Raw genomic sequence first — 18,908 nt, 5'->3', positions numbered from 1 at the left:
TTGCACAATAGATTTTGCGCAACTTTCCTTTCCTGTCTCCTCACGAAGAAGCCCCGGCGGCCCGTTCGGGCGGCCGGGGCTCAAGCCGAGCGGAGCGTCACCGCACCGGGTGGCCCGCTTCCCGCAGGGACTGCTTGACCTCGCCGATCCGCAGGTCGCCGAAGTGGAAGACCGACGCCGCCAGCACCGCGTCCGCCCCCGCCCCGACAGCCGGCGGGAAGTCGGCGAGCTTGCCGGCGCCGCCGGAGGCGATCACCGGTACCGTCACGTGCTTGCGCACCGCCCGGATCATCTCCAGGTCGTAGCCGTCCTTGGTGCCGTCCGCGTCCATCGAGTTGAGCAGGATCTCGCCCGCGCCCAGCTCGGCGGCCCGGTGCGCCCACTCGACGGCGTCGATGCCGGTGCCCTTGCGGCCGCCGTGGGTGGTGACCTCGAACGAGCCCGACTCGGTACGCCGCGCATCCACCGACAGCACCAGCACCTGCCGCCCGAACCGCTCGGCGATCTCGCGGATCAGGTCGGGGCGGGCGATGGCGGCGGTGTTGACGCCCACCTTGTCGGCGCCCGCGCGCAGCAGCCGGTCCACGTCCTCGGCGGTCCGCACGCCGCCGCCGACCGTGAGCGGGATGAACACCTGCTCGGCGGTGCGGCGCACCACGTCGTACGTCGTCTCGCGGTTGCCCGACGAGGCGGTGATGTCCAGGAACGTCAGCTCGTCGGCGCCCTCGGCGTCGTACACCTTGGCCATCTCGACGGGATCGCCCGCGTCGCGCAGGTTCTGGAAGTTGACGCCCTTGACGACCCGGCCGTTGTCCACGTCCAGGCAGGGGATGACTCGGACCGCCAGGGTCATGAATCCACGGCTCCTCTGGTTGCTTCCAGCCTCTGAAGGTTTCTGACCTCCACAGGCTTCTGGCCTCTGAAGGCTTCTAACCTCTGAAGGCTTCTATTTCCACTTCGACCAGGATGCGCGGGTCGACGAAGCCCTCCACCACCAGCAGCGTCGAGACCGGCCGCACCGCGTCGAAGATCTCCTTGTGGGCCCGGCCCACCTCGTCCACGTCCCGCAGATGCGTCAGGTACATCCGCGTACGGATCACGGACCCGACGCCGAGACCGAACTCCCCGAGCGCCTCGACCGCGCTGGTGAAGGCCACCTTGGCCTGCTCGTACGGGTCGCCCTCCCCGTGCAGCACCGGCCCCTTGAAGGACGAGGTGCCCGCCACCAGGACGCGGTCGCCCGCCGCGACGGCACGTGCGAAACCGAAGGACTCCTCCCAGGGACTTCCGCTCTGCACGCGCCGCACGGCATCGGACGTCATGACGACACAGCCTCCAGGGCTTCTTCGAGGGTGAACGCCTTCGCGTACAGGGCCTTCCCGACGATGGAGCCCTCGACACCGAGGGGCACCAGCTCCGCAATGGCCCGCAGGTCGTCCAGGGACGAGACGCCGCCGGAGGCGACGACCGGGCGGTCCGTCGCCGCGCAGACGTTCTTCAGCAGCTCCAGGTTCGGGCCCTGGAGGGTGCCGTCCTTGGCGATGTCCGTGACGACGTAACGCGCGCAGCCCTCCTTGTTGAGGCGCTCCAGCGTCTCGTACAGGTCGCCGCCGTCGCGGGTCCAGCCGCGGCCGCGCAGGGTCGTGCCGCGTACGTCGAGACCGACCGCGATCTTGTCGCCGTGCTCGGCGATGACCTTGGCGACCCACTCGGGGGTCTCCAGGGCGGCCGTGCCGAGGTTCACGCGGGTGCAGCCCGTCGCGAGGGCGGCGGCCAGCGAGGCGTCGTCGCGGATGCCGCCGGACAGCTCCACCTTGATGTCCATCGCCTTGGTGACCTCGGCGATCAGCTCGCGGTTGTCACCGGTGCCGAACGCGGCGTCCAGGTCGACCAGGTGCAGCCACTCGGCGCCGGAACGCTGCCAGGCGAGGGCCGCCTCCAGCGGGGAGCCGTAGGACGTCTCGGTGCCGGACTCGCCGTGCACGAGGCGGACGGCCTGGCCGTCGCGGACGTCGACGGCGGGGAGGAGTTCGAGCTTGGCCATGTCTCTACAGGGTTCCGATCCAGTTGGTGAGCAGCTGCGCTCCGGCGTCGCCGGACTTCTCGGGGTGGAACTGGGTGGCCCACAGGGCGCCGTTCTCCACGGCGGCCACGAAGGGCTTGCCGTGCGTGGACCAGGTGACCTTGGGAGCGGTCATGTGCGGGTTGTGCGTCTCCAGGGCCCAGTCGTGGACGGCGTAGGAGTGCACGAAGTAGAAGCGGGCGTCCGCGTCCAGGCCGGCGAACAGCTCCGATCCGGCCGCCACGTCCAGCGTGTTCCAGCCCATGTGGGGCACGATGTCGGCCTGCAACGGCTCGACCGAGCCCGGCCACTCGCCGAGGCCCTCGGTCTCGACGCCGTGCTCGATGCCGCGCGCGAACAGGATCTGCATGCCGACGCAGATGCCCATCACGGGACGTCCGCCGGACAGCCGGCGGTCGATGATCCAGTCGCCGCGGGCCTCGGTCAGCCCCTGCATGCAGGCGGCGAAGGCGCCGACGCCCGGCACCAGCAGGCCGTCGGCGTTCATGGCCTTGTCGAAGTCACGGGTGATCTCGACATCGGCTCCCGCGCGCGCGAGGGCGCGTTCGGCGGAGCGGACGTTGCCGAAGCCGTAATCGAAGACCACGACCGTCTTGGGGTTGGTCAATTCCACACCTCCAGCCTCAGGACGCCTGCGGTGAGACACATCGCGGCGCCTATCGAGAGCAGCACGATGAGGCTCTTCGGCATCTGCTGCTTGACGAAGGAGTAGATGCCGCCGACCAGGAAGAGGCCGACGACGATCAGCAGGGTCGACAGACCGTTCATGGCTTTACAGCGCACCCTTCGTGGAGGGCAGGATGCCGGCCGCGCGCGGGTCGCGCTCGGAGGCGTACCGCAGGGCCCGGGCCAGCGCCTTGAACTGGCACTCCACGATGTGGTGGGCGTTGCGCCCGTACGGCACGTGCACGTGCAGCGCGATCTGGGCCTGCGCGACGAAGGACTCCAGGATGTGCCGGGTCATGGTCGTGTCGTACTCGCCGATCATCGGCGCCATGTTCTCGGGCTCGGTGTGCACGAGGTAGGGGCGGCCGGACAGGTCGACCGTCACCTGGGCGAGGGACTCGTCCAGCGGAACCGTGCAGTTGCCGAACCGGTAGATCCCCACCTTGTCGCCGAGCGCCTGCTTGAAGGCGGCGCCCAGGGCGAGGGCGGTGTCCTCGATGGTGTGGTGGGAGTCGATGTGCAGGTCGCCCTCGGTCTTGACGGTGAGGTCGAACAGACCGTGCCGGCCGAGCTGGTCGAGCATGTGGTCGTAGAAGCCGACGCCGGTCGACACATCGACCTTCCCGGACCCGTCGAGATCGATCTCGACGAGGACCGAGGTCTCCTTGGTGACCCGTTCCACGCGTCCAACGCGGTTCATGTGCTCTGCTCCTTCTTCAACTCACGGACCGCGTCGAGGAACGCGTCGTTCTCTTCGGGGGTTCCGGCGGTCACCCGCAGCCAGCCCGGCACGCCGTTGTCCCGGACCAGGACGCCCCGGTCGAGGATCTGCTGCCAGACGGCATGCGCGTCGTCGAACCGTCCGAACTGCACGAAGTTGGCGTCCGAGGCGGTGACTTCGTAGCCGATGGCGAGCAGCTCGCTCACCAGCCGGTCCCGCTCCGCCTTCAGCTGCTCGACGTACTTGAGCAGCGTGTCGGTGTGTTCGAGGGCGGCCAGCGCGGTCGCCTGGGTGACGGCCGACAGGTGGTACGGCAGTCGTACGAGCTGGACGGCGTCGACCACCGCCGGGTGCGCGGCGAGGTAGCCGAGGCGCAGGCCGGCCGCGCCGAAGGCCTTCGACATCGTCCGGGAGACGACGAGATTCGGCCGACCTTCGAGCAGCGGCAGCAGCGAGTCGCCGTGGCTGAACTCGATGTACGCCTCGTCGACCACGACCATCGACGGCTTCGCCGCCTGCGCGGCCTCGTAGAGCGCGAGGACGGTCTCGGGAGGGACCGCGTTGCCCGTGGGGTTGTTGGGGGTGGTGATGAAGACGACGTCCGGCTTGTGCTCGGCGATCGCCTTCTCGGCTGCGGCGAGGTCGATGGTGAAGTCCTCGTTGCGCGGACCGGAGATCCAGCCCGTGCCGGTGCCGCGCGAGATCAGGCCGTGCATCGAGTACGACGGCTCGAAGCCGATCGCGGTACGGCCGGGTCCGCCGAAGGTCTGCAGCAGCTGCTGGATGACCTCGTTGGAGCCGTTCGCCGCCCACACATTGGCGAGCCCGACCTGGTGACCGGACGTGTCCGTCAGGTACTTGGCGAGCTGGGTGCGCAGCTCGACCGCGTCCCGGTCCGGGTAGCGGTTGAGGTTCCGGGCCGCCTCGCGGACGCGCTCGGTGATCCGCTCGACCAGGGGTTCGGGCAGCGGGTAGGGGTTCTCGTTGGTGTTCAGCCGTACGGGGACGTCCAGCTGGGGCGCGCCATAGGGGGACTTGCCGCGCAGCTCGTCCCGTACGGGCAGATCTTCGATGCCGGTCACTTGCTCTCGGGTACCTTCCAGCCGAACCTCGCCTTGATCGCCGCGCCGTGCGCCGGCAGGTCCTCCGCCTCCGCCAGCGTGACCACGTGGTGCGCGACCTCGGCCAGCGCGTCCTTCGTGTAGTCGACGATGTGGATGCCGCGCAGGAAGGACTGGACGGACAGCCCGGAGGAGTGGCAGGCGCAACCGCCCGTCGGGAGCACGTGGTTGGAGCCCGCCGCGTAGTCGCCGAGCGAGACCGGCGCCCAGGGGCCGATGAAGATCGCGCCGGCGTTCTTCACCCGGTCGGCCACGGCGGCCGCGTCGGCCGTCTGGATCTCCAGGTGCTCGGCGCCGTACGCGTCGACGACCCGCAGGCCCTCGTCGATGCCGTCGACGAGGACGATCGCGGACTGCTTGCCCTTGAGGGCCGGGACGATCCGGTCCTCGATGTGCCTGGTGGCCGCGACCTGCGGTTCCAGCTCCTTCTCCACCGCGTCCGCGAGCTCCACGGAGTCGGTGACGAGGACGGCGGCGGCGAGCGGGTCGTGCTCGGCCTGGCTGATCAGGTCGGAGGCGACGTGCACCGGGTCGGCCGTGTCGTCCGCGAGGATCGCGATCTCGGTCGGGCCGGCCTCGGCGTCGATGCCGATCTTGCCGGTGAAGTAGCGCTTGGCGGCGGCGACCCAGATGTTGCCGGGGCCGGTGACCATCGGGGCGGGCGGGCAGGACTCGGTGCCGTACGCGAACATCGCGACGGCCGTCGCACCGCCGGCCGCGTACACCTCGTCGACGCCGAGCAGCGCGCACGCGGCGAGGATCGTCGGGTGCGGCAGGCCGCCGAAGTCGGCCTGCGCCGGGGAGGCGAGAGCGAGGGACTCGACGCCGGCCTCCTGGGCCGGGACGACGTTCATGATCACGGAGGACGGGTAGACGGCCCGCCCGCCGGGCGCGTACAGCCCGACCCGCTCGACCGGTACCCACTTCTCGGTGACCGAGCCGCCGGGCACGACCTGCGTGGTGTGCGTCGTACGGCGCTGCTCGCGGTGGACGAGACGGGCGCGGCGGATGGACTCCTCCAGGGCCGCGCGCACGGCCGGGTCGAGCTCCGCCAGCGCGCGCGTGAGCGCCTCGGCGGGCACCCGCACCTGGTCGAGCCTGACCCCGTCGAACTTCTCGGCGAAGTCGATCAGCGCCGCGTCGCCACGATGATGCACGGCCTCGCAGATCGGACGCACCTTCTCCAGGGCGGCCTGAACGTCGAAGTCGGCTCGGGGCAGCAGGTCGCGCAGGGCGGGGCCCTCGGGAAGGGCGTCGCCGCGCAGATCGATTCGGGAGATCACGGACTCAATTGTCTCAGACCCGGGTCCGGCGTCGTTCGCGCGTATCAATGGCTGATACAGATCGGCCGCAGATGGGCGCGGGAACTCGGAAGATCAGGGGGGTGTGGGGGGGTCGGGGTGTCGCCCAGCGGGAATGAACAGTTGTACTAAACCCACGAGTAGATGAGGGGGACGGAAGCACCGTGACAGAGGGGGCCGGCATCCGCGACGGAGACCCGCCGGACGATCTGACCGCCGCCGAGATAGGCATGTGGCAGTCCTTCCGCAATGGCACCGTGTACGACCTGAGCAGCGGCGACACGGTCGTCGACGATCCGCACGGCGGGCATCCCTGGGGCGCGGAGCGCACGGTGCGCGCACGGATCGTCTGCTGGCTGCTGCTGGACGGCCCGCCCGCCCTCGCCGGCCGGGTGTCCTCCCTGAAGCTGGTCGGGGTGCGGATCAGCGGCACCATGGACCTCGCGGGCGGCACCGTGGTGCCGTACGTCGAGATGCGCGGCTGCCGCTTCGACCAGGAGATCCGGCTGCCGGAGGCCCACTTCACGACCGTACGGCTGGTGGACTGCCAGGTGCCGCGCCTGGAGGCCGCCCGGGTGCACACCGAGGGCGACCTGCATCTGCCGCGCTGCCGCTTCCACAACGGCATCCGGCTTACCGACGCGCAGATCGGCACGGATCTGCTGCTCAACCAGGCCATCGCCTACCGCGACCGCAGCGGCCGCTCGATCGCCGCGGACGGCATCAGCGTCGGCCAGGACCTGCAGGCCGAGATGCTGGAGTCGCACGGCGAGCTGAGTCTGCGCGGCGCCACCATCGGCGTGTCGCTGAGCCTGCGGGGCGCGCGGCTGGTCAATCCGTACACGCGGCTCGCCCTGAACGCGCCCCAGCTGACCGTCGGGCGCACCCTCTATCTGACCCCGGCGGGCGTCGGCAGCCCGCTGCTGAGCGGCCGTACGCCCGCGCGCGGGACGCGCATCCAGCGGTTCGCGTGCCAGGGCGGGGTGCGCCTGGACGACGGGCGGTTCGGGGACGCCGTCGACCTGGAGCGGGCCCGCTTCACCTTCACCGACAAGCAGGAACTGTCACTGCGCCGCATCCAGACGCCTGAGCTGCGCTTCCTCGGGGAGCGGCCGGAGCGCGGCGGTGTGGTGCTGTCGGGGGCGCGGGTCGTCAACCTGATGGACCGGGCGGACGCCTGGCCGGGCCCGGGTCTGCTGCACATGGGCGGCTTCACCTACGAGAACCTCGTGCCGCGCGGCCCGTTCCCGCTGGAGCGGCGGCTGGAGTGGGTGGCGGCGGCGACCGCCGAGTACAACCCGGAGCCGTACGAGTTGCTGGCCACCGTACTGCGCAACGGCGGGGAGGACGAGGACGCGCGCGAGGTGCTGCTCGCCAAGCAGCGCCGGCGCCGCGAGACGCTGCCGCCCGCGGCCAAGCTCGTGGGGTACGCGCAGGACTGGATGGTCGCCTACGGCTATCGGCCGGGCCGGGCGGCCGTCTGGATGGCGGTGCTGTGGGCGGCGAGTTCGGTGGCCTTCACCTATGCCGACCCGCCGCCGCTCAAGGGTGGCGAGCACCCGGACTGGAGCCCGGCCCTGTTCGCCCTCGACCTGCTGCTGCCGGTGATCGACCTGGGCCAGGTCGGGTTCTGGCAGCTCAGCGGCGCCTGGCAGTGGCTGGCGGCCGCGATGATCCTGCTGGGCTGGATCCTGGCGACGACGGTGGCGGCGGGGGCGACGCGGTTGCTGCGGCGGAGCTGAAACTGGTGGGTTCTGTGAGGTCAGTGGGGTTTCTGAAAACAACGTGACCATGTCCGACAGTTGTTGAACCATTGACCTTTACCGGTTCTTGACCCATCCGCGTACAACTTTCCACGGGTTGCCCGTTCCCTCTGGCGCGGGCGCGACCAGCGGTCTTTCAATGGTCGACACCATGGCTCTGCTGCTCCCGTTCGGCCGCGCGTCCCGGACGCCCAGGACCGTCGAACACCCCGCCGTCGGGCTCCCCACCGACGCCGAGGTGCTCCTCGACGCGCCCGACGACCACCTCGGCCCCGCGCTGGTCGCGGCCGGGCAGGGCGCTTACGAGCCCGCCGCCGAGCTGCTCGCGACCACGCGGCTCACCGCGCGCTGGGAGCACCGCGACGGATACGTGCTGCGTCTGGCGGCCTTCGCGCGCTCGCGGCCGGAGTGGCTGCAGGCCTGGTGCGCGGCCGCCCCGCACGACCCGGACGCGCTGCTGGTCAAGGCCCAGCTCGCGGTGGACCATGCCTGGCGGTCACCGGCCCGGGCCGAACTGCTGCGCGGGGTGAGCCCGCTGATCACGGCCGCCGCACGCGCCGACGACCGCGACCCGGTGCCATGGCGGATCGCCCTGGACCACGCGCGCGGCTCACGCGCCGGGCACACCTACTTCGGGGAGCTGTGGGAGGCGGCGCTGCGCCGCGCCCCGCGCCACTACGGCTGTCATGTGGCGGCCCTGCGCTATCTGGCCTCGTCGTGGCACGGCTCGCACCGGGAGTGCTTCGACTTCGCCGACCGGGCGGCCCAGGACGCCCCGGCCGACTCCCTCATGCAGGCGCTGCCGACCCGGGCCGCCTTCGCCTACCTGACCGACGGCTGCGGCCCGGGCGTTCCGCCCGAGCGGCTGGACGCGGCGGCCGACCGGGCCGTCGCGCTCTCCGCCCGGTTCCCGGCGGCCGACCTGTGGCCGGCCGGGATGCGCAACAAGCTGACGTACGTCCTGGTACGGCTGGGCCGCTGGGAGGACGCCCTGGAGCAGCTGCGCCTGATCGGCCCGTACGCCACGTCCTTCCCGTGGAGCCGGTTCTCGGAGGATCCGCTCGGCCGGTTCCTGGAGGTGCGGGACGAGATCCGGGGGCGGGCGGCCGCCACGGCTTCCGGGCGGGCAGGCGCCGGTGATCCACGGAGTGGGCGCGCCGGACGCGTTCGTCCCGGCGACCACTAGGCTTTGGCGCCGTGACCGTCCGCCTTCCGCTCTTCCCCCTGAACTCCGTGCTCTTCCCCGGGCTCGTGCTGCCTCTGAACGTCTTCGAGGAGCGCTACCGCGCCATGATGCGCGAGCTGCTGAAGACCCCCGAGGAGGAACCACGCCGTTTCGCCGTCGTGACGATCCGCGACGGCCACGAGGTGGCCCCGAGCGCGCCCGGCATGCCCGACCCGACGGCCCTGCCCGACCGGGGGCCTGCGGCGGGCTTCGGCCCCGACCCGGCGAAGTCCTTCCACGGCGTGGGCTGTGTGGCGGACGCGGCGACGATCCGGGAGCGGGCCGACGGCACGTTCGAGGTGCTGGCGACCGGGACGACGCGGGTGCGGCTGGTGTCGGTGGACGCGTCGGGCCCGTTCCTGACGGCGGAGCTGGAGGAACTGCCGGAGGAGCCGGGGGACGAGGCGGGGGCGCTGGCGGAAGGGGTGCTCCGGGCGTTCCGGCAGTACCAGCGGCGGCTGGCCGGGGCCCGGGAGCGCTCGGTGTCCACGGCGGCCGAACTGCCGGACCAGCCGTCGGTGGTCTCCTACCTCGTCGCGGCCGCGATGATGCTGGACACCCCGACGAAGCAGCGCCTGCTCCAGTCCCCGGACACCGCGTCCCGCCTGCGCGACGAACTCAAACTCCTTCGCGCCGAGACCGCGATCATCCGTACGCTGCCGTCGCTGCCCGCGTCGGACCTGACACGGGGTCCGACAAGTCTCAACTGACGCACATCTCTGACACTCAAGACGTTTCTGATGTTTCGCTTCTGACGTTTCGTTTCATTTCTGACGTTTCGTTTCTGACGTTTCACCGACGTCTCACCTCTGGGGAACCGGCCACCATGGCGAAGAAGTCGAAGAAGAGCCAGCAGCAACCGGGCGGCACGCCCGCGACGGTCGCCCTGACGGCCGCGGGCGCCGAGTACACGGTCCACGCCTACGACCACGACCCCGCCCACCCGTCCTACGGCGAGGAGGCCGCGCAGGCCATGGGCGTGTCACCCGACAGGGTCTTCAAGACGCTGGTGGCGGACGTGGACGGCACACTGACGGTGGCCGTGGTCCCGGTGGCGGGCCAACTGGACCTCAAGGCCCTGGCGTCGGCGGTCGGCGGCAAGCGCGCGGCCATGGCCGACCCGGCCCTCGCGGAACGCACCACCGGCTACGTCCGCGGCGGCATCTCCCCCCTGGGCCAGCGCAAGAAGCTCCCGACGGTCCTGGACGCCTCGGCCTCCGCCCACACCACGATCTGCGTCTCGGCGGGCCGCCGCGGCCTGGAGGTCGAACTCTCCCCCGAGGTCCTCGCCAAGCTCACGGAAGCGGTCCTCGCCCCCATCGGCCGTGCGTGACCCCTCGACGAACCCGGTCGCCTCGGTTAAGTACGAGGGACATGTCGAAGAAAACGCGGAAACGCAAGTGGCGCATCAAGAAGGGCCGCTCGAACCACGGACGCCGCCCGGCGTAGCCGTTCAGCCCGAAGCAGCAGTCTGGGGCGGCAGCCCCTGCAGCCCCCAGAAGGAACCGGGGTCGAAGGGGCAGCACCCCTGGAGGACGGGACGGGTAGACGCGGCGGGGGCGAAAACCCCCGGCGCACCGGCACACCCGCACACCCCGGCCCTACGCCGGCGGCGCCCCGTACGGCCCCCGCTGCTGATGCCCCTCCAGATACTGCTGCTGGTACGGATCCGCGTCCCGGGGCCCGAACAACGCCGTCAGCCCCAGATGCACCACCAACGCGGCCAGCGGCCACACCAGCCACACGCCCTTGGCACCCAGCTTCAGCGGCGCCGAGAACGTGACACCCTTGCCCACGTCCTTCGCATGCGCGATCACGTCCTGCGAGGGCCCGAGCCACACACCGGCCTTCCAGGCCAGCAGCGACCCGAGAAACCCGCCCACCGCCAGCCCCACCACCAGGGGCACGCCCCCACGCCGCCGTATGAGAAACACGACGACGGCACTGACCAGGCCGAACGCGAGCGCGAGCAGAGTGAACGTTCCGTCCACGCCGACGGCCTGCTCCCCCTCGGTGTCCTTGAAGTAGACGACCCAGTTGTTGTCGACGACGTCCCCGACCAGCGGCACGCTCGGCGCCAGCCACCACCACAGCACCCCGAGCAGCGCCCCACTGAGCGCCACCACCAGCGCCACCACGGCGCCCTCTCGCACTTCGGTCTTCATCCCGGGACCGTCCTGTTCGTACGAGCCGTGGACGCCGTCGCCGTACATGCCGTGCGGGCCCTGAGGGCCGTACGAGCCGGACGGGGCGCCGTAACCGGCGGCATACGGCGCGGACGCGGCGGGCCCGGCGGCGGGCGGCTGCCACCCGTTGTTCGGGGACTGGTCACGCGGCGGTGGTGGTGGAGTCAGCGGAGCGGTCACTCTGCCATCGTGCCAGGCCGACCTGTGCGGCGCGTCACCGGACGGCCGCCCGGCGGTAGGCCCAGGTGGCGACGGCCAGCGAGACGACGCCGACGACCCCGCACACGGCCAGGTCACCGAGGACGAACGCCCAGTCGGGGTGCGGCCCGAAGGTCCGCGCGAAGGCTTCCACGCCGTACGTCGACGGCAGCAGGTCCCGTGCGAGGCGCACCACCTCGGGCATCCGGTCGGCCGGCAGCACGCCCAGCAGCAGCGCCGCCGACATCCCCAGCTGCCCGAGCAGCGTGGCCAGTTCCGGCCGCGGCGCGAGCAGCCCGAGCGCCGCCCCCAGCCCGGCGAGCGCGGCGCCGGCGAGCGGGATCACCGCGACGAGCACCCACAGATGCGCCACCGGCAGCCCGAACAGCACACAGCCGAAGGCCGCCGTCACCACGGTCCCCGGCACGGTGAAGGAGGCGTACGCCCCCGCCGCCCCGAGCACCACCGCGGCGGGCGGCACCGGCAGCGTGGCGTAGTGGTCGAGCCCTCCGCTCGCCCGTAGCTGCCCGAAGTACTGCGCGAGCAGATTCAGCGCGACGAAGGCGACCACGAGCACCGACGACCCCGCCACCACGGCCTGCGCCTCGGCGCCGCCGTCCACGACCCCGCGCATCAGGATCATGATCCCGATCGACTGGAAGGTCGCCACGAACAGCAGCGGAATGCGTGCGACCCGCGCCCGGGACAACTGCGCCCGGTACACGGCGCACAACGACGGCCACAGCCGCGCACGCGGCCCGAGCTCGGCCGCGGCCGGCGCGGCCGTCTCGTCCACGGCCAGGGCGCTGCCCGGCAGAACCTCGGCGGGTACGACACTCACGTGGCGCTGCTCCCTTTCACACGGGGGTCCACTGGGGAGGTAGCCCTGTTCCGTACGGATACGGACGGGGCGGGCTGTGTGCTCATGACGACGGGAGGCGTGCTCAAGACGACGGACGGTCTGCTCATGCCTTCACCAGCCCTTGCTGCGCGGCCCCGCCCAACGCCAGATACACGTCCTCCAGGCTGGGCGTGGCGAGCGTGAAGTCGTCCAGCGCGGCGAAGGCGGCCCCGCCGGTGACCGTGGCGACGACCGCACGCGCCTCCTCGGGGGCGAGCCGTAGCGTCCAGCGGCGCCCGGACTCAACGGCGCGGTCCTGCAGGGCGGCGACCTCGGGCACCTCCAGGGGCGCCCGGTCCCGCCACAGCAGTTCGACCCGTACCTCGCCCGCGACCCGCTCCTTGAGCCCGGACGGCGTGTCACAGGCGATCACGCGGCCCCGGTCCAGCACCGCGACCCGGTCGAGCACGGTCTCGGCCTCGATGACATTGTGGGTGACGAGCAGGACCGTCGTACCGAGTTCGGCCCGGCGCCGGTCCACGGCGGACCAGACGGCCCGCCTCGCCACCGGGTCCATCGCGGTGGTCGGCTCGTCGAGCACCAGCAGCGGCCGCTCCCCCACCAGCGTGGCGGCGAAGCAGGCCAGCCGGCGCTGCCCACCGGACAGCTTCTTCAGCGGGCGCGCCGCGAGCGGTGTGAGCCCCAGCTCGTCGAGTACGGCGTCCCGCTCGGCCCGCGCCTGCCGTACGTCCAGGCCGCGCAGCCGCCCGGTGGTCTCGGCGGCGAGGGACACGGTCAGCTCGTCGAGGGCGGTCGACTCCTGGCCGAGGTAGGCGAGGATGCGCGCGGCGCGCTCCGGGTGCCGCACGATGTCGTGCCCGAGGATCTCGACGCTTCCCGCGTCGGGGCGCATCAGCCCGGTCAGCTGCCGTACGAGAGTGGTCTTGCCGGCGCCGTTCGGCCCGAGCAGCCCGAAGATCTCGCCGCGCCGGATGTCCAGCCGTACGTCGTCGGTGGCCCGCACCTCGGGTGTCCCGGGCGTCCCGCGCCGTCCCCGCACGGCCGGATAGGTCTTGGTCAGTCCGCGCACGGCACACACGACATCCCCACTGTGCCGAAGTGCCTGTCCCACGCGCGTACTCACAAGGGACGAGCCTACGGGGTCCGGACGCCTGCTCCGCTCCCGGGTGGGCCACTCGGCACAATTCGACCGCTCACGGTCATGAACCCGATCACAAGCGAAGAACCACACCCCGCCCCAAAGCCGCCGGTCACACCCCGAACACTCCGGTCACCTCGGATCCGCCTCAGCTGCGCTCAACCACGATGGCGGATCCCGGCGGTGCCGAACTCACCCCACCCACTCCCGCTCGCCCCGCCCACTCCGGCTCACCCCACCAGGCTCACTCCGCGGCCGGAGCATGCTCGGCCGCGGTCCGCACATCGATCTCCCGCCAGAACCCCGCCCGGATCGCGTACCGGTCGTGCTCGTCGATCTGGTCGTCCTTGTGCGCGAGCAGTCCGAACCGCGCCGCGTACCGCAGCAGCTCCCCGTCGATCCGATGCGGGATCCGCGGGTACATCCCGGACAGCCGCTGCAGATGGCCCTGGTCACCCAGCCGCCCCATCCACCGACGCGCGAACACCTGCCCCACCTCGTAGGGGTCGCCGCCGACCGTCGTGATGTCCTCCTCCCGGTCGGCCCACCGCTGCTCCGCCGTGGTCAGCTGCGCCAGCGTCGGCATGGACGCCGCATCGGGGGGCTCGGCCGCGACGCCGGGCCGGTCGACCCACCCCTTGTCGGAGGACCAGCGCAGCGTCGCGCTGGTGGGGTGCTGGGTCGGCTGCACGCCGGGCGCGCGCAGCGCGGCGAGGTCCTTCGGCGTGGGCACGCCCTTGGGTGCCGGCACCCGCTCCTGCGAGCCGTTCTCGGAGGCGGCGACCGCCGGGGCGTGCTCGCCCTCCTCGGCGGGCCGCTCGGCCGTCGCGCCGAGCGCGGAGTCCGGCAGCGGCGCGGACAGGATCGCGGCGATCTCGGGGCGGGGTGCCGGCGGCGGCGCGCAGACGCCCGTGAGCTCCTTGGCGCGTACGGCCTTGGTGATCCACGTACGGTCGAGCACGCGCCGTTCGTCGGCCTCGGCGACCAGGTCCTCGGACTGGTTGTAGTCGCCGTCGGCGGCCTGCACCGCCCACAGGTGTACGGCGACGCCGTGCTCCTTGGCGGCCATCATGCCCGGCAGCAGATCGCCGTCGCCGGTCACCAGCACCACGTCGGAGCAGGCGCGGTTGCGGGCCAGCTCGGTGAGCTCGGCGTGCATCGCGGCGTCCACGCCCTTCTGCGCCCAGCGGCCGTCGCTGCGGGTCAGGGCGCCGAGCCGGACGGTGACCCGGGGCATCACGCGGAGCCTGCGGTGCTCGGGCTGGGGGACGCGGTCGGGGGCGCCGTCGAACCAGTAGATGCGCAGCAGGGGCTGCTGGGTGTCGGACTCGGCGCGTTCGCGCAGGCCCTGGATGAGGGCGGCGTGGTCGACGGTGATCCGGGACCGGGAGGGTTCCCCGGCGAGGAGGCTCGCGGCGGCCCCCAGCAGATACCCGGCGTCCACCAGGACGATGCAGCGGTCCACGCGACTCACCCTCTTCCTGGGAGGTTTGCTTCGGGCTTCCTTCGAGTCTGCCCGACCACGCGGGGGTTAACGGGGCGAACTCGATCTTCGGCGTGGCGTTTCGGGGCATCGCTCCCGCGACGCGCCATGTCTCGCGCCCCGACAACCGCTGTCACACACGGTAATTATCCGAAATGCGTTCTTTGTAAGCCTATGTGAATCTGGTCGCGGCCCTGGCCCCTAGATCCCCCACAGGAGGCATCACCATGGCCAAGAACAAGAAGCAGGACCGCAAGCAGCCGCAGTCCGAGCGTGGTCAGCAGGCCCAGCACTCCTCGATGGAGGCGCAGGCCGAGCAGCGCATCACGCAGGCGACCCCGGGCGACATGGCCCGCAAGGGCCGGCAGAAGCGCTTCGGTCACAACTGACATCTGCATAACGGGTTGTTGAGACCCAGGCACATGATGAGGGGCGCACCCCGAGCGGGTGCGCCCCTTCCCCGTGTCGACCGGTGGTCGCTCAGCCCGCCAGGCAGGACGGTCCGAGCAGCACCTTCAGGTCACCGAACAGCGCCGGGTCCGGCTTCACCCGGTGCCGGTCGAGGCGCAGCACCGTCGTCTTGGTCGGGCCCTGGAGCTTGATGCGGACCTCGCTCTCGCCCTTGTGGTGGCTGAGGATCTCGCCGAGGCGGCTGACCATCGGCGGGGTGACCCGGGTGGCCGGGATGGTGAGGATCACGGGCGCGTTGGTGCCCGCGTTCGACAGGTCGGGGACCTGGAGTTCCATCGCGACCAGCCGCGGCACGTCCTCCCGCTTGTCGAGGCGGCCCTTGACGAACACCACGGCGTCCTCGACGAGTTGGGTCGAGACGAGCTGGTACGTCGCCGGGAAGAACATGCACTCGATGGAACCGGCGAGGTCCTCGACCGTGGCGATGGCCCAGGCGTTGCCCTGCTTGGTCATCTTGCGCTGGAGGCCCGAGATGATGCCGCCGATGGTGACGACCGCGCCGTCCGCGTGCTCACCGCCGGTCAGCTGGGCGATGCCCGCGTCGGCCTTGTCGGACAGCACGTGCTCCAGGCCGAAGAGCGGGTGGTCGGAGACGTACAGACCGAGCATCTCCCGCTCCTGGGCGAGCAGATAGGTCTTGTCCCACTCCTCGTCGGTGAACTGCACATCGAGTCCGAAGCCGGGCTCGTTGCTCTCCTCCTCGCCCATGCCGCCGAAGAGGTCGAACTGGCCCTCGGCCTCCTTGCGCTTGACCGCGACCACGTTGTCGATCATCGGCTCGTACTGCGCGGTGAGGCCCTTGCGGGTGTGACCCAGCGTGTCGAACGCGCCCGCCTTGATCAGCGACTCGGTGGTGCGCTTGTTGCAGGCGGCCGCGTCGATCTTGTCGAGATAGTCCGGGAAGGAGGCGTACTTGCCCTTGGCCTTGCGGCTCTTGATGATCGACTCGACCACGTTCGTACCGACGTTGCGCACCGCCTCGAGGCCGAAGAGGATCACGTCGTCGCCCTGGGCGGCGAAGTTGTGCACCGACTCGTTGACGTTCGGCGGAAGCACCTTGATGCCCATGCGGCGGCACTCGTTGAGGTAGATCGCCGACTTGTCCTTGTCGTCCTTGACGGAGGTCAGCAGGGCGGCCATGTACTCGGCGGGGTGGTTGGCCTTGAGGTAGGCGGTCCAGTAGGAGACCAGGCCGTACGCGGCCGAGTGCGCCTTGTTGAACGCGTAGCCGGCGAACGGGACCAGCACGTCCCACAGGGCCTGGATGGCCTCGTCGCTGTAGCCGTTCTTGCGGGCGCCGGCCTGGAAGATGACGAAGTTCTTCTCCAGCTCCTCGGGCTTCTTCTTGCCCATGACGCGCCGGAGGATGTCGGCCTCGCCGAGCGAGTAGCCCGCGATGATCTGGGCGGCCTTCTGCACCTGCTCCTGATAGACGATCAGGCCGTAGGTGACGTCCAGGACTTCCTTGAGGGGCTCTTCGAGCTCCTTGTGGATCGGCGTGATCTCCTGCTGGCCGTTCTTTCGAAGGGCGTAGTTGGTGTGGGAGTTCATGCCCATCGGACCCGGCCGGTACAGGGCCGACACGGCGGAGATGTCTTCGAAGTTGTCCGGCTTCATCAGGCGCAGCAGGGAGCGCATGGGGCCGCCGTCGAACTGGAAGACGCCGAGGGTGTCGCCGCGCTGGAGCAGTTCGAAGGTCGTCGGGTCGTCCAGCGGGAGGCTGAGGAGATCGATGTCGATCCCCTTGTTGGACTTCACCATCTTGACGGCGTCGTCCATGATCGTCAGGTTGCGCAGGCCGAGGAAGTCCATCTTCAGCAGGCCGAGCGACTCACAGCTCGGGTAGTCCCACTGCGTGATGGTCACGCCGTCGGTGTGCCTCACCCACACCGGGACGTGCTCGGTGATGGTCTCGCTGGACATGATGACGCCGGCCGCGTGCACGCCCATCTGCCGGACCAGGCCCTCCACGCCGCGTGCGGTGTCGATGACCTTCTTCACGTCCGGTTCGTTCTCGTACATCCCGCGGACCTCGCCGGCCTCGCTGTAGCGCGGGTGCTGCGGGTCGGTGATGCCGGAGAGCGGGATGCCCTTGCCGAGGACGTCGGCGGGCATGGCCTTGGTGATGCGGTCGCCCATGGCGTACGGGTAGCCCAGCACGCGCGCGGAGTCCTTGATCGCGTTCTTGGCCTTGATGGTGCCGTACGTGCCGATCATGGCGACCTTGTCGGCGCCGTACTTCTCCGTCACGTACCTGATCACCTCGACGCGCCTGCGCTCGTCGAAGTCGATGTCGACATCGGGCATGGAGATGCGCTCGGGGTTGAGGAAGCGCTCGAAGATCAGGCCGTGCGGGATGGGGTCGAGGTCGGTGATGCCCATGGCGTAGGCGACGATCGAACCGGCCGCGGAGCCTCGGCCGGGGCCGACCGCGATGCCCTGCTTCTTGGCCCACATGATGAAGTCGGCGACGACGAGGAAGTAGCCGGGGAAGCCCATCGAGATGATGGTGTCCATCTCGTAGTCGGCCTGCTTCTGGCGGTCCTCGGGGATGCCGCCCGGGTAGCGGCGCTCCATGCCGCGGCGGACCTCCTCCTTGAACCAGGTGACCTCGGTGTAGCCCTCGGGGATGTCGAACTTGGGCATGAGGTCGCGCTTCTCGAACATGCCGGTGGTGTCGACCATCTCGGCGACGAGGAGCGTGTTGGCGCAGCCCTGCTGCCAGGCGTCCGAGGAGTCGATGGCGTACATCTCGTCCGTGGACTTCAGGTAGTAGCCGGTGCCGTCGAACTTGAAGCGGTCCGGGTCGGAGAGGTTCTTGCCGGTCTGGATGCACAGCAGCGCGTCGTGGGCGCCCGCCTCGTGCGCGTACGTGTAGTGCGAGTCGTTGGTGACCAGCGGCGGGATGCCGAGCTTCCTGCCGATCTCCAGGAGGCCGTCGCGGACCCGGTGCTCGATGTCGATGCCGTGGTCCATCAGCTCCAGGAAGTACCGGTCCTTGCCGAAGATGTCCTGGTAGTCGGCGGCGGCCTTGAGGGCCTCCTCCTCCTGGCCGAGCCGCAGCCGGGTCTGGACCTCGCCGGAGGGGCAGCCGGTGGAGGCGACGATCCCCTCGGACCACTGGGCGATGGTCTCCTTGTCCATCCGGGGCCACTTCTGCAGCCAGCCCTCGGCGTACGCGTCCGAGGACAGCCGGAAGAGGTTGTGCAGACCCGTCTTGTTGTACGCCCACATCGTCTTGTGGGTGTAACCACCGGAACCGGAGACGTCGTCCCGCTTCTGGTGCGGCTGGCCCCACTGGATCTTGCGTTTGTTGCGCCGGGACTCGGGGGCGACATATGCCTCGATCCCGATGATCGGGGTGATCCCGGCCTTCTTCGCGGAGTGGAAGAAGTCGTACGCCCCGTGGAGGTTGCCGTGGTCGGACATGGCGATGTGCGTCATGCCCATCTCGTTGCACGCGTTGAACATGTCCTTGAGCCGCGCGGCACCGTCCAGCAGCGAGTACTGGGTGTGGACGTGCAGGTGCGTGAACGGCGGCTTTGACACGGCTTGGCCTCCATGGAAAACACTCGGTGACAGGCGGACGGACACTTCTGGGGACAGCGTCGAAGTCTATGCCTCGGGACTGACACTCGCGGGGCTGCCCCGCGTACCTTCACAGCGAGGCCGCGGGCACTTTCCCGCCGG

At 70.5% G+C, this 18,908-nt stretch carries 18 protein-coding genes; 5 read left to right on the top strand and 13 right to left on the bottom strand.

What is annotated here, in order from left to right:
• Positions 1-97: 97 nt before the first annotated feature.
• The 8 genes from hisF to hisD all read right to left on the bottom strand — a co-directional run bounded on the left by hisF (position 98) and on the right by hisD (position 5,874).
• A complete protein-coding gene (gene hisF / locus ACIBAG_RS16815) occupies positions 98-853 on the bottom strand; it encodes an imidazole glycerol phosphate synthase subunit HisF (protein WP_399105638.1) in 756 nt (251 codons plus the stop codon).
• A 76-nt stretch (positions 854-929) separates the two neighbouring features.
• Positions 930-1,322 carry a RidA family protein gene (locus tag ACIBAG_RS16810; protein ID WP_399105636.1) on the bottom strand — a complete coding sequence of 131 codons (393 nt, stop codon included), beginning with the start codon at positions 1,320-1,322 and terminating at the stop codon, positions 930-932.
• Positions 1,319-2,044, bottom strand: coding sequence for a bifunctional 1-(5-phosphoribosyl)-5-((5-phosphoribosylamino)methylideneamino)imidazole-4-carboxamide isomerase/phosphoribosylanthranilate isomerase PriA (gene priA / locus ACIBAG_RS16805; RefSeq protein ID WP_390681660.1), 726 nt, complete (start codon positions 2,042-2,044; stop codon positions 1,319-1,321). Before priA ends, ACIBAG_RS16810 begins: the two co-directional genes overlap by 4 nt.
• Positions 2,045-2,048: 4 nt before the next feature.
• Positions 2,049-2,690, bottom strand: a complete 642-nt coding sequence (hisH, locus tag ACIBAG_RS16800) for an imidazole glycerol phosphate synthase subunit HisH (RefSeq protein ID WP_399105634.1) — start codon at positions 2,688-2,690, stop codon at positions 2,049-2,051.
• The gene (locus ACIBAG_RS16795) at positions 2,687-2,851 is read right to left on the bottom strand and encodes a hypothetical protein (RefSeq protein WP_194047265.1); all 165 of its coding nucleotides are present in this window, start codon (positions 2,849-2,851) and stop codon (positions 2,687-2,689) included. The genes hisH and ACIBAG_RS16795 overlap by 4 nt, the downstream gene beginning before the upstream one ends.
• Positions 2,852-2,855: 4 nt before the next feature.
• The gene (hisB, locus tag ACIBAG_RS16790) at positions 2,856-3,449 is read right to left on the bottom strand and encodes an imidazoleglycerol-phosphate dehydratase HisB (protein WP_015661105.1); all 594 of its coding nucleotides are present in this window, start codon (positions 3,447-3,449) and stop codon (positions 2,856-2,858) included.
• Positions 3,446-4,552 (bottom strand): histidinol-phosphate transaminase, encoded by a 1,107-nt coding sequence (locus tag ACIBAG_RS16785; protein WP_399105631.1) that lies wholly within the window; start codon positions 4,550-4,552, stop codon positions 3,446-3,448. The genes hisB and ACIBAG_RS16785 overlap by 4 nt, the downstream gene beginning before the upstream one ends.
• A complete protein-coding gene (gene hisD / locus ACIBAG_RS16780; protein ID WP_399105629.1) occupies positions 4,549-5,874 on the bottom strand; it encodes a histidinol dehydrogenase in 1,326 nt (441 codons plus the stop codon). The genes ACIBAG_RS16785 and hisD overlap by 4 nt, the downstream gene beginning before the upstream one ends.
• A gap of 182 nt (positions 5,875-6,056) precedes the next feature.
• Between hisD and ACIBAG_RS16775 the strand changes: the two genes are divergently transcribed.
• The 4 genes from ACIBAG_RS16775 (at position 6,057) to ybaK (ending at position 10,213) form a co-directional block, all read left to right on the top strand.
• Positions 6,057-7,634, top strand: a complete 1,578-nt coding sequence (locus tag ACIBAG_RS16775) for an oxidoreductase (protein ID WP_399105627.1) — start codon at positions 6,057-6,059, stop codon at positions 7,632-7,634.
• Between the two features lie 160 nt (positions 7,635-7,794).
• On the top strand, positions 7,795-8,841 hold the full coding sequence (locus ACIBAG_RS16770; protein WP_399105625.1) for a hypothetical protein: 1,047 nt from the start codon (positions 7,795-7,797) through the stop codon (positions 8,839-8,841).
• Between the two features lie 11 nt (positions 8,842-8,852).
• On the top strand, positions 8,853-9,590 hold the full coding sequence (locus ACIBAG_RS16765) for an LON peptidase substrate-binding domain-containing protein (RefSeq protein ID WP_399105623.1): 738 nt from the start codon (positions 8,853-8,855) through the stop codon (positions 9,588-9,590).
• A gap of 116 nt (positions 9,591-9,706) precedes the next feature.
• Positions 9,707-10,213: a Cys-tRNA(Pro) deacylase gene (gene ybaK / locus ACIBAG_RS16760; RefSeq protein ID WP_399105621.1), complete on the top strand. Its 507-nt coding sequence runs from the start codon at positions 9,707-9,709 to the stop codon at positions 10,211-10,213.
• Positions 10,214-10,481: 268 nt separating this feature from the next.
• On the opposite strand, the gene ACIBAG_RS16755 is transcribed toward ybaK, so the two are convergent.
• From ACIBAG_RS16755 to ACIBAG_RS16740, 4 genes are all read right to left on the bottom strand, one after another.
• The gene (locus ACIBAG_RS16755) at positions 10,482-11,246 is read right to left on the bottom strand and encodes an AAA family ATPase (RefSeq protein ID WP_399105619.1); all 765 of its coding nucleotides are present in this window, start codon (positions 11,244-11,246) and stop codon (positions 10,482-10,484) included.
• 34 nt (positions 11,247-11,280) lie between these two features.
• Complete coding sequence (locus ACIBAG_RS16750) at positions 11,281-12,105, bottom strand: ABC transporter permease (RefSeq protein ID WP_399105617.1); 825 nt, start codon at positions 12,103-12,105, stop codon at positions 11,281-11,283.
• Between the two features lie 124 nt (positions 12,106-12,229).
• On the bottom strand, positions 12,230-13,204 hold the full coding sequence (locus ACIBAG_RS16745) for an ABC transporter ATP-binding protein (protein WP_399105615.1): 975 nt from the start codon (positions 13,202-13,204) through the stop codon (positions 12,230-12,232).
• A gap of 304 nt (positions 13,205-13,508) precedes the next feature.
• A complete protein-coding gene (locus ACIBAG_RS16740) occupies positions 13,509-14,729 on the bottom strand; it encodes an NYN domain-containing protein (RefSeq protein WP_399105613.1) in 1,221 nt (406 codons plus the stop codon).
• A gap of 245 nt (positions 14,730-14,974) precedes the next feature.
• Between ACIBAG_RS16740 and ACIBAG_RS16735 the strand changes: the two genes are divergently transcribed.
• Entirely contained in the window at positions 14,975-15,136 is a 162-nt protein-coding gene (locus ACIBAG_RS16735) for a hypothetical protein (RefSeq protein ID WP_399105611.1), read from the top strand.
• 91 nt (positions 15,137-15,227) lie between these two features.
• Here ACIBAG_RS16735 and dnaE read toward each other — a convergent pair whose 3' ends face one another.
• Complete coding sequence (gene dnaE, locus ACIBAG_RS16730; protein WP_399105609.1) at positions 15,228-18,767, bottom strand: DNA polymerase III subunit alpha; 3,540 nt, start codon at positions 18,765-18,767, stop codon at positions 15,228-15,230.
• Positions 18,768-18,908: the final 141 nt, after the last annotated feature.

Origin of the sequence: Streptomyces sp. NPDC051243 (assembly GCF_044455405.1) — a bacterium.
Taxonomy (GTDB): Bacteria; Actinomycetota; Actinomycetes; order Streptomycetales; family Streptomycetaceae; genus Streptomyces.
This window is presented reverse-complemented; position numbering and strand designations above follow the sequence as displayed.

Coding starts and splice junctions, on each gene's coding strand:
- hisF (WP_399105638.1), bottom strand. CDS start 853: ATGACCCTGGCGGTCCGAGTCATCCCCTGCCTGGACGTGGACAACGGC.
- ybaK (WP_399105621.1), top strand. CDS start 9,707: ATGGCGAAGAAGTCGAAGAAGAGCCAGCAGCAACCGGGCGGCACGCCC.
- priA (WP_390681660.1), bottom strand. CDS start 2,044: ATGGCCAAGCTCGAACTCCTCCCCGCCGTCGACGTCCGCGACGGCCAG.
- ACIBAG_RS16735 (WP_399105611.1), top strand. CDS start 14,975: ATGGCCAAGAACAAGAAGCAGGACCGCAAGCAGCCGCAGTCCGAGCGT.
- hisB (WP_015661105.1), bottom strand. CDS start 3,449: ATGAACCGCGTTGGACGCGTGGAACGGGTCACCAAGGAGACCTCGGTC.
- ACIBAG_RS16770 (WP_399105625.1), top strand. CDS start 7,795: ATGGTCGACACCATGGCTCTGCTGCTCCCGTTCGGCCGCGCGTCCCGG.
- ACIBAG_RS16795 (WP_194047265.1), bottom strand. CDS start 2,851: ATGAACGGTCTGTCGACCCTGCTGATCGTCGTCGGCCTCTTCCTGGTC.
- ACIBAG_RS16810 (WP_399105636.1), bottom strand. CDS start 1,322: ATGACGTCCGATGCCGTGCGGCGCGTGCAGAGCGGAAGTCCCTGGGAG.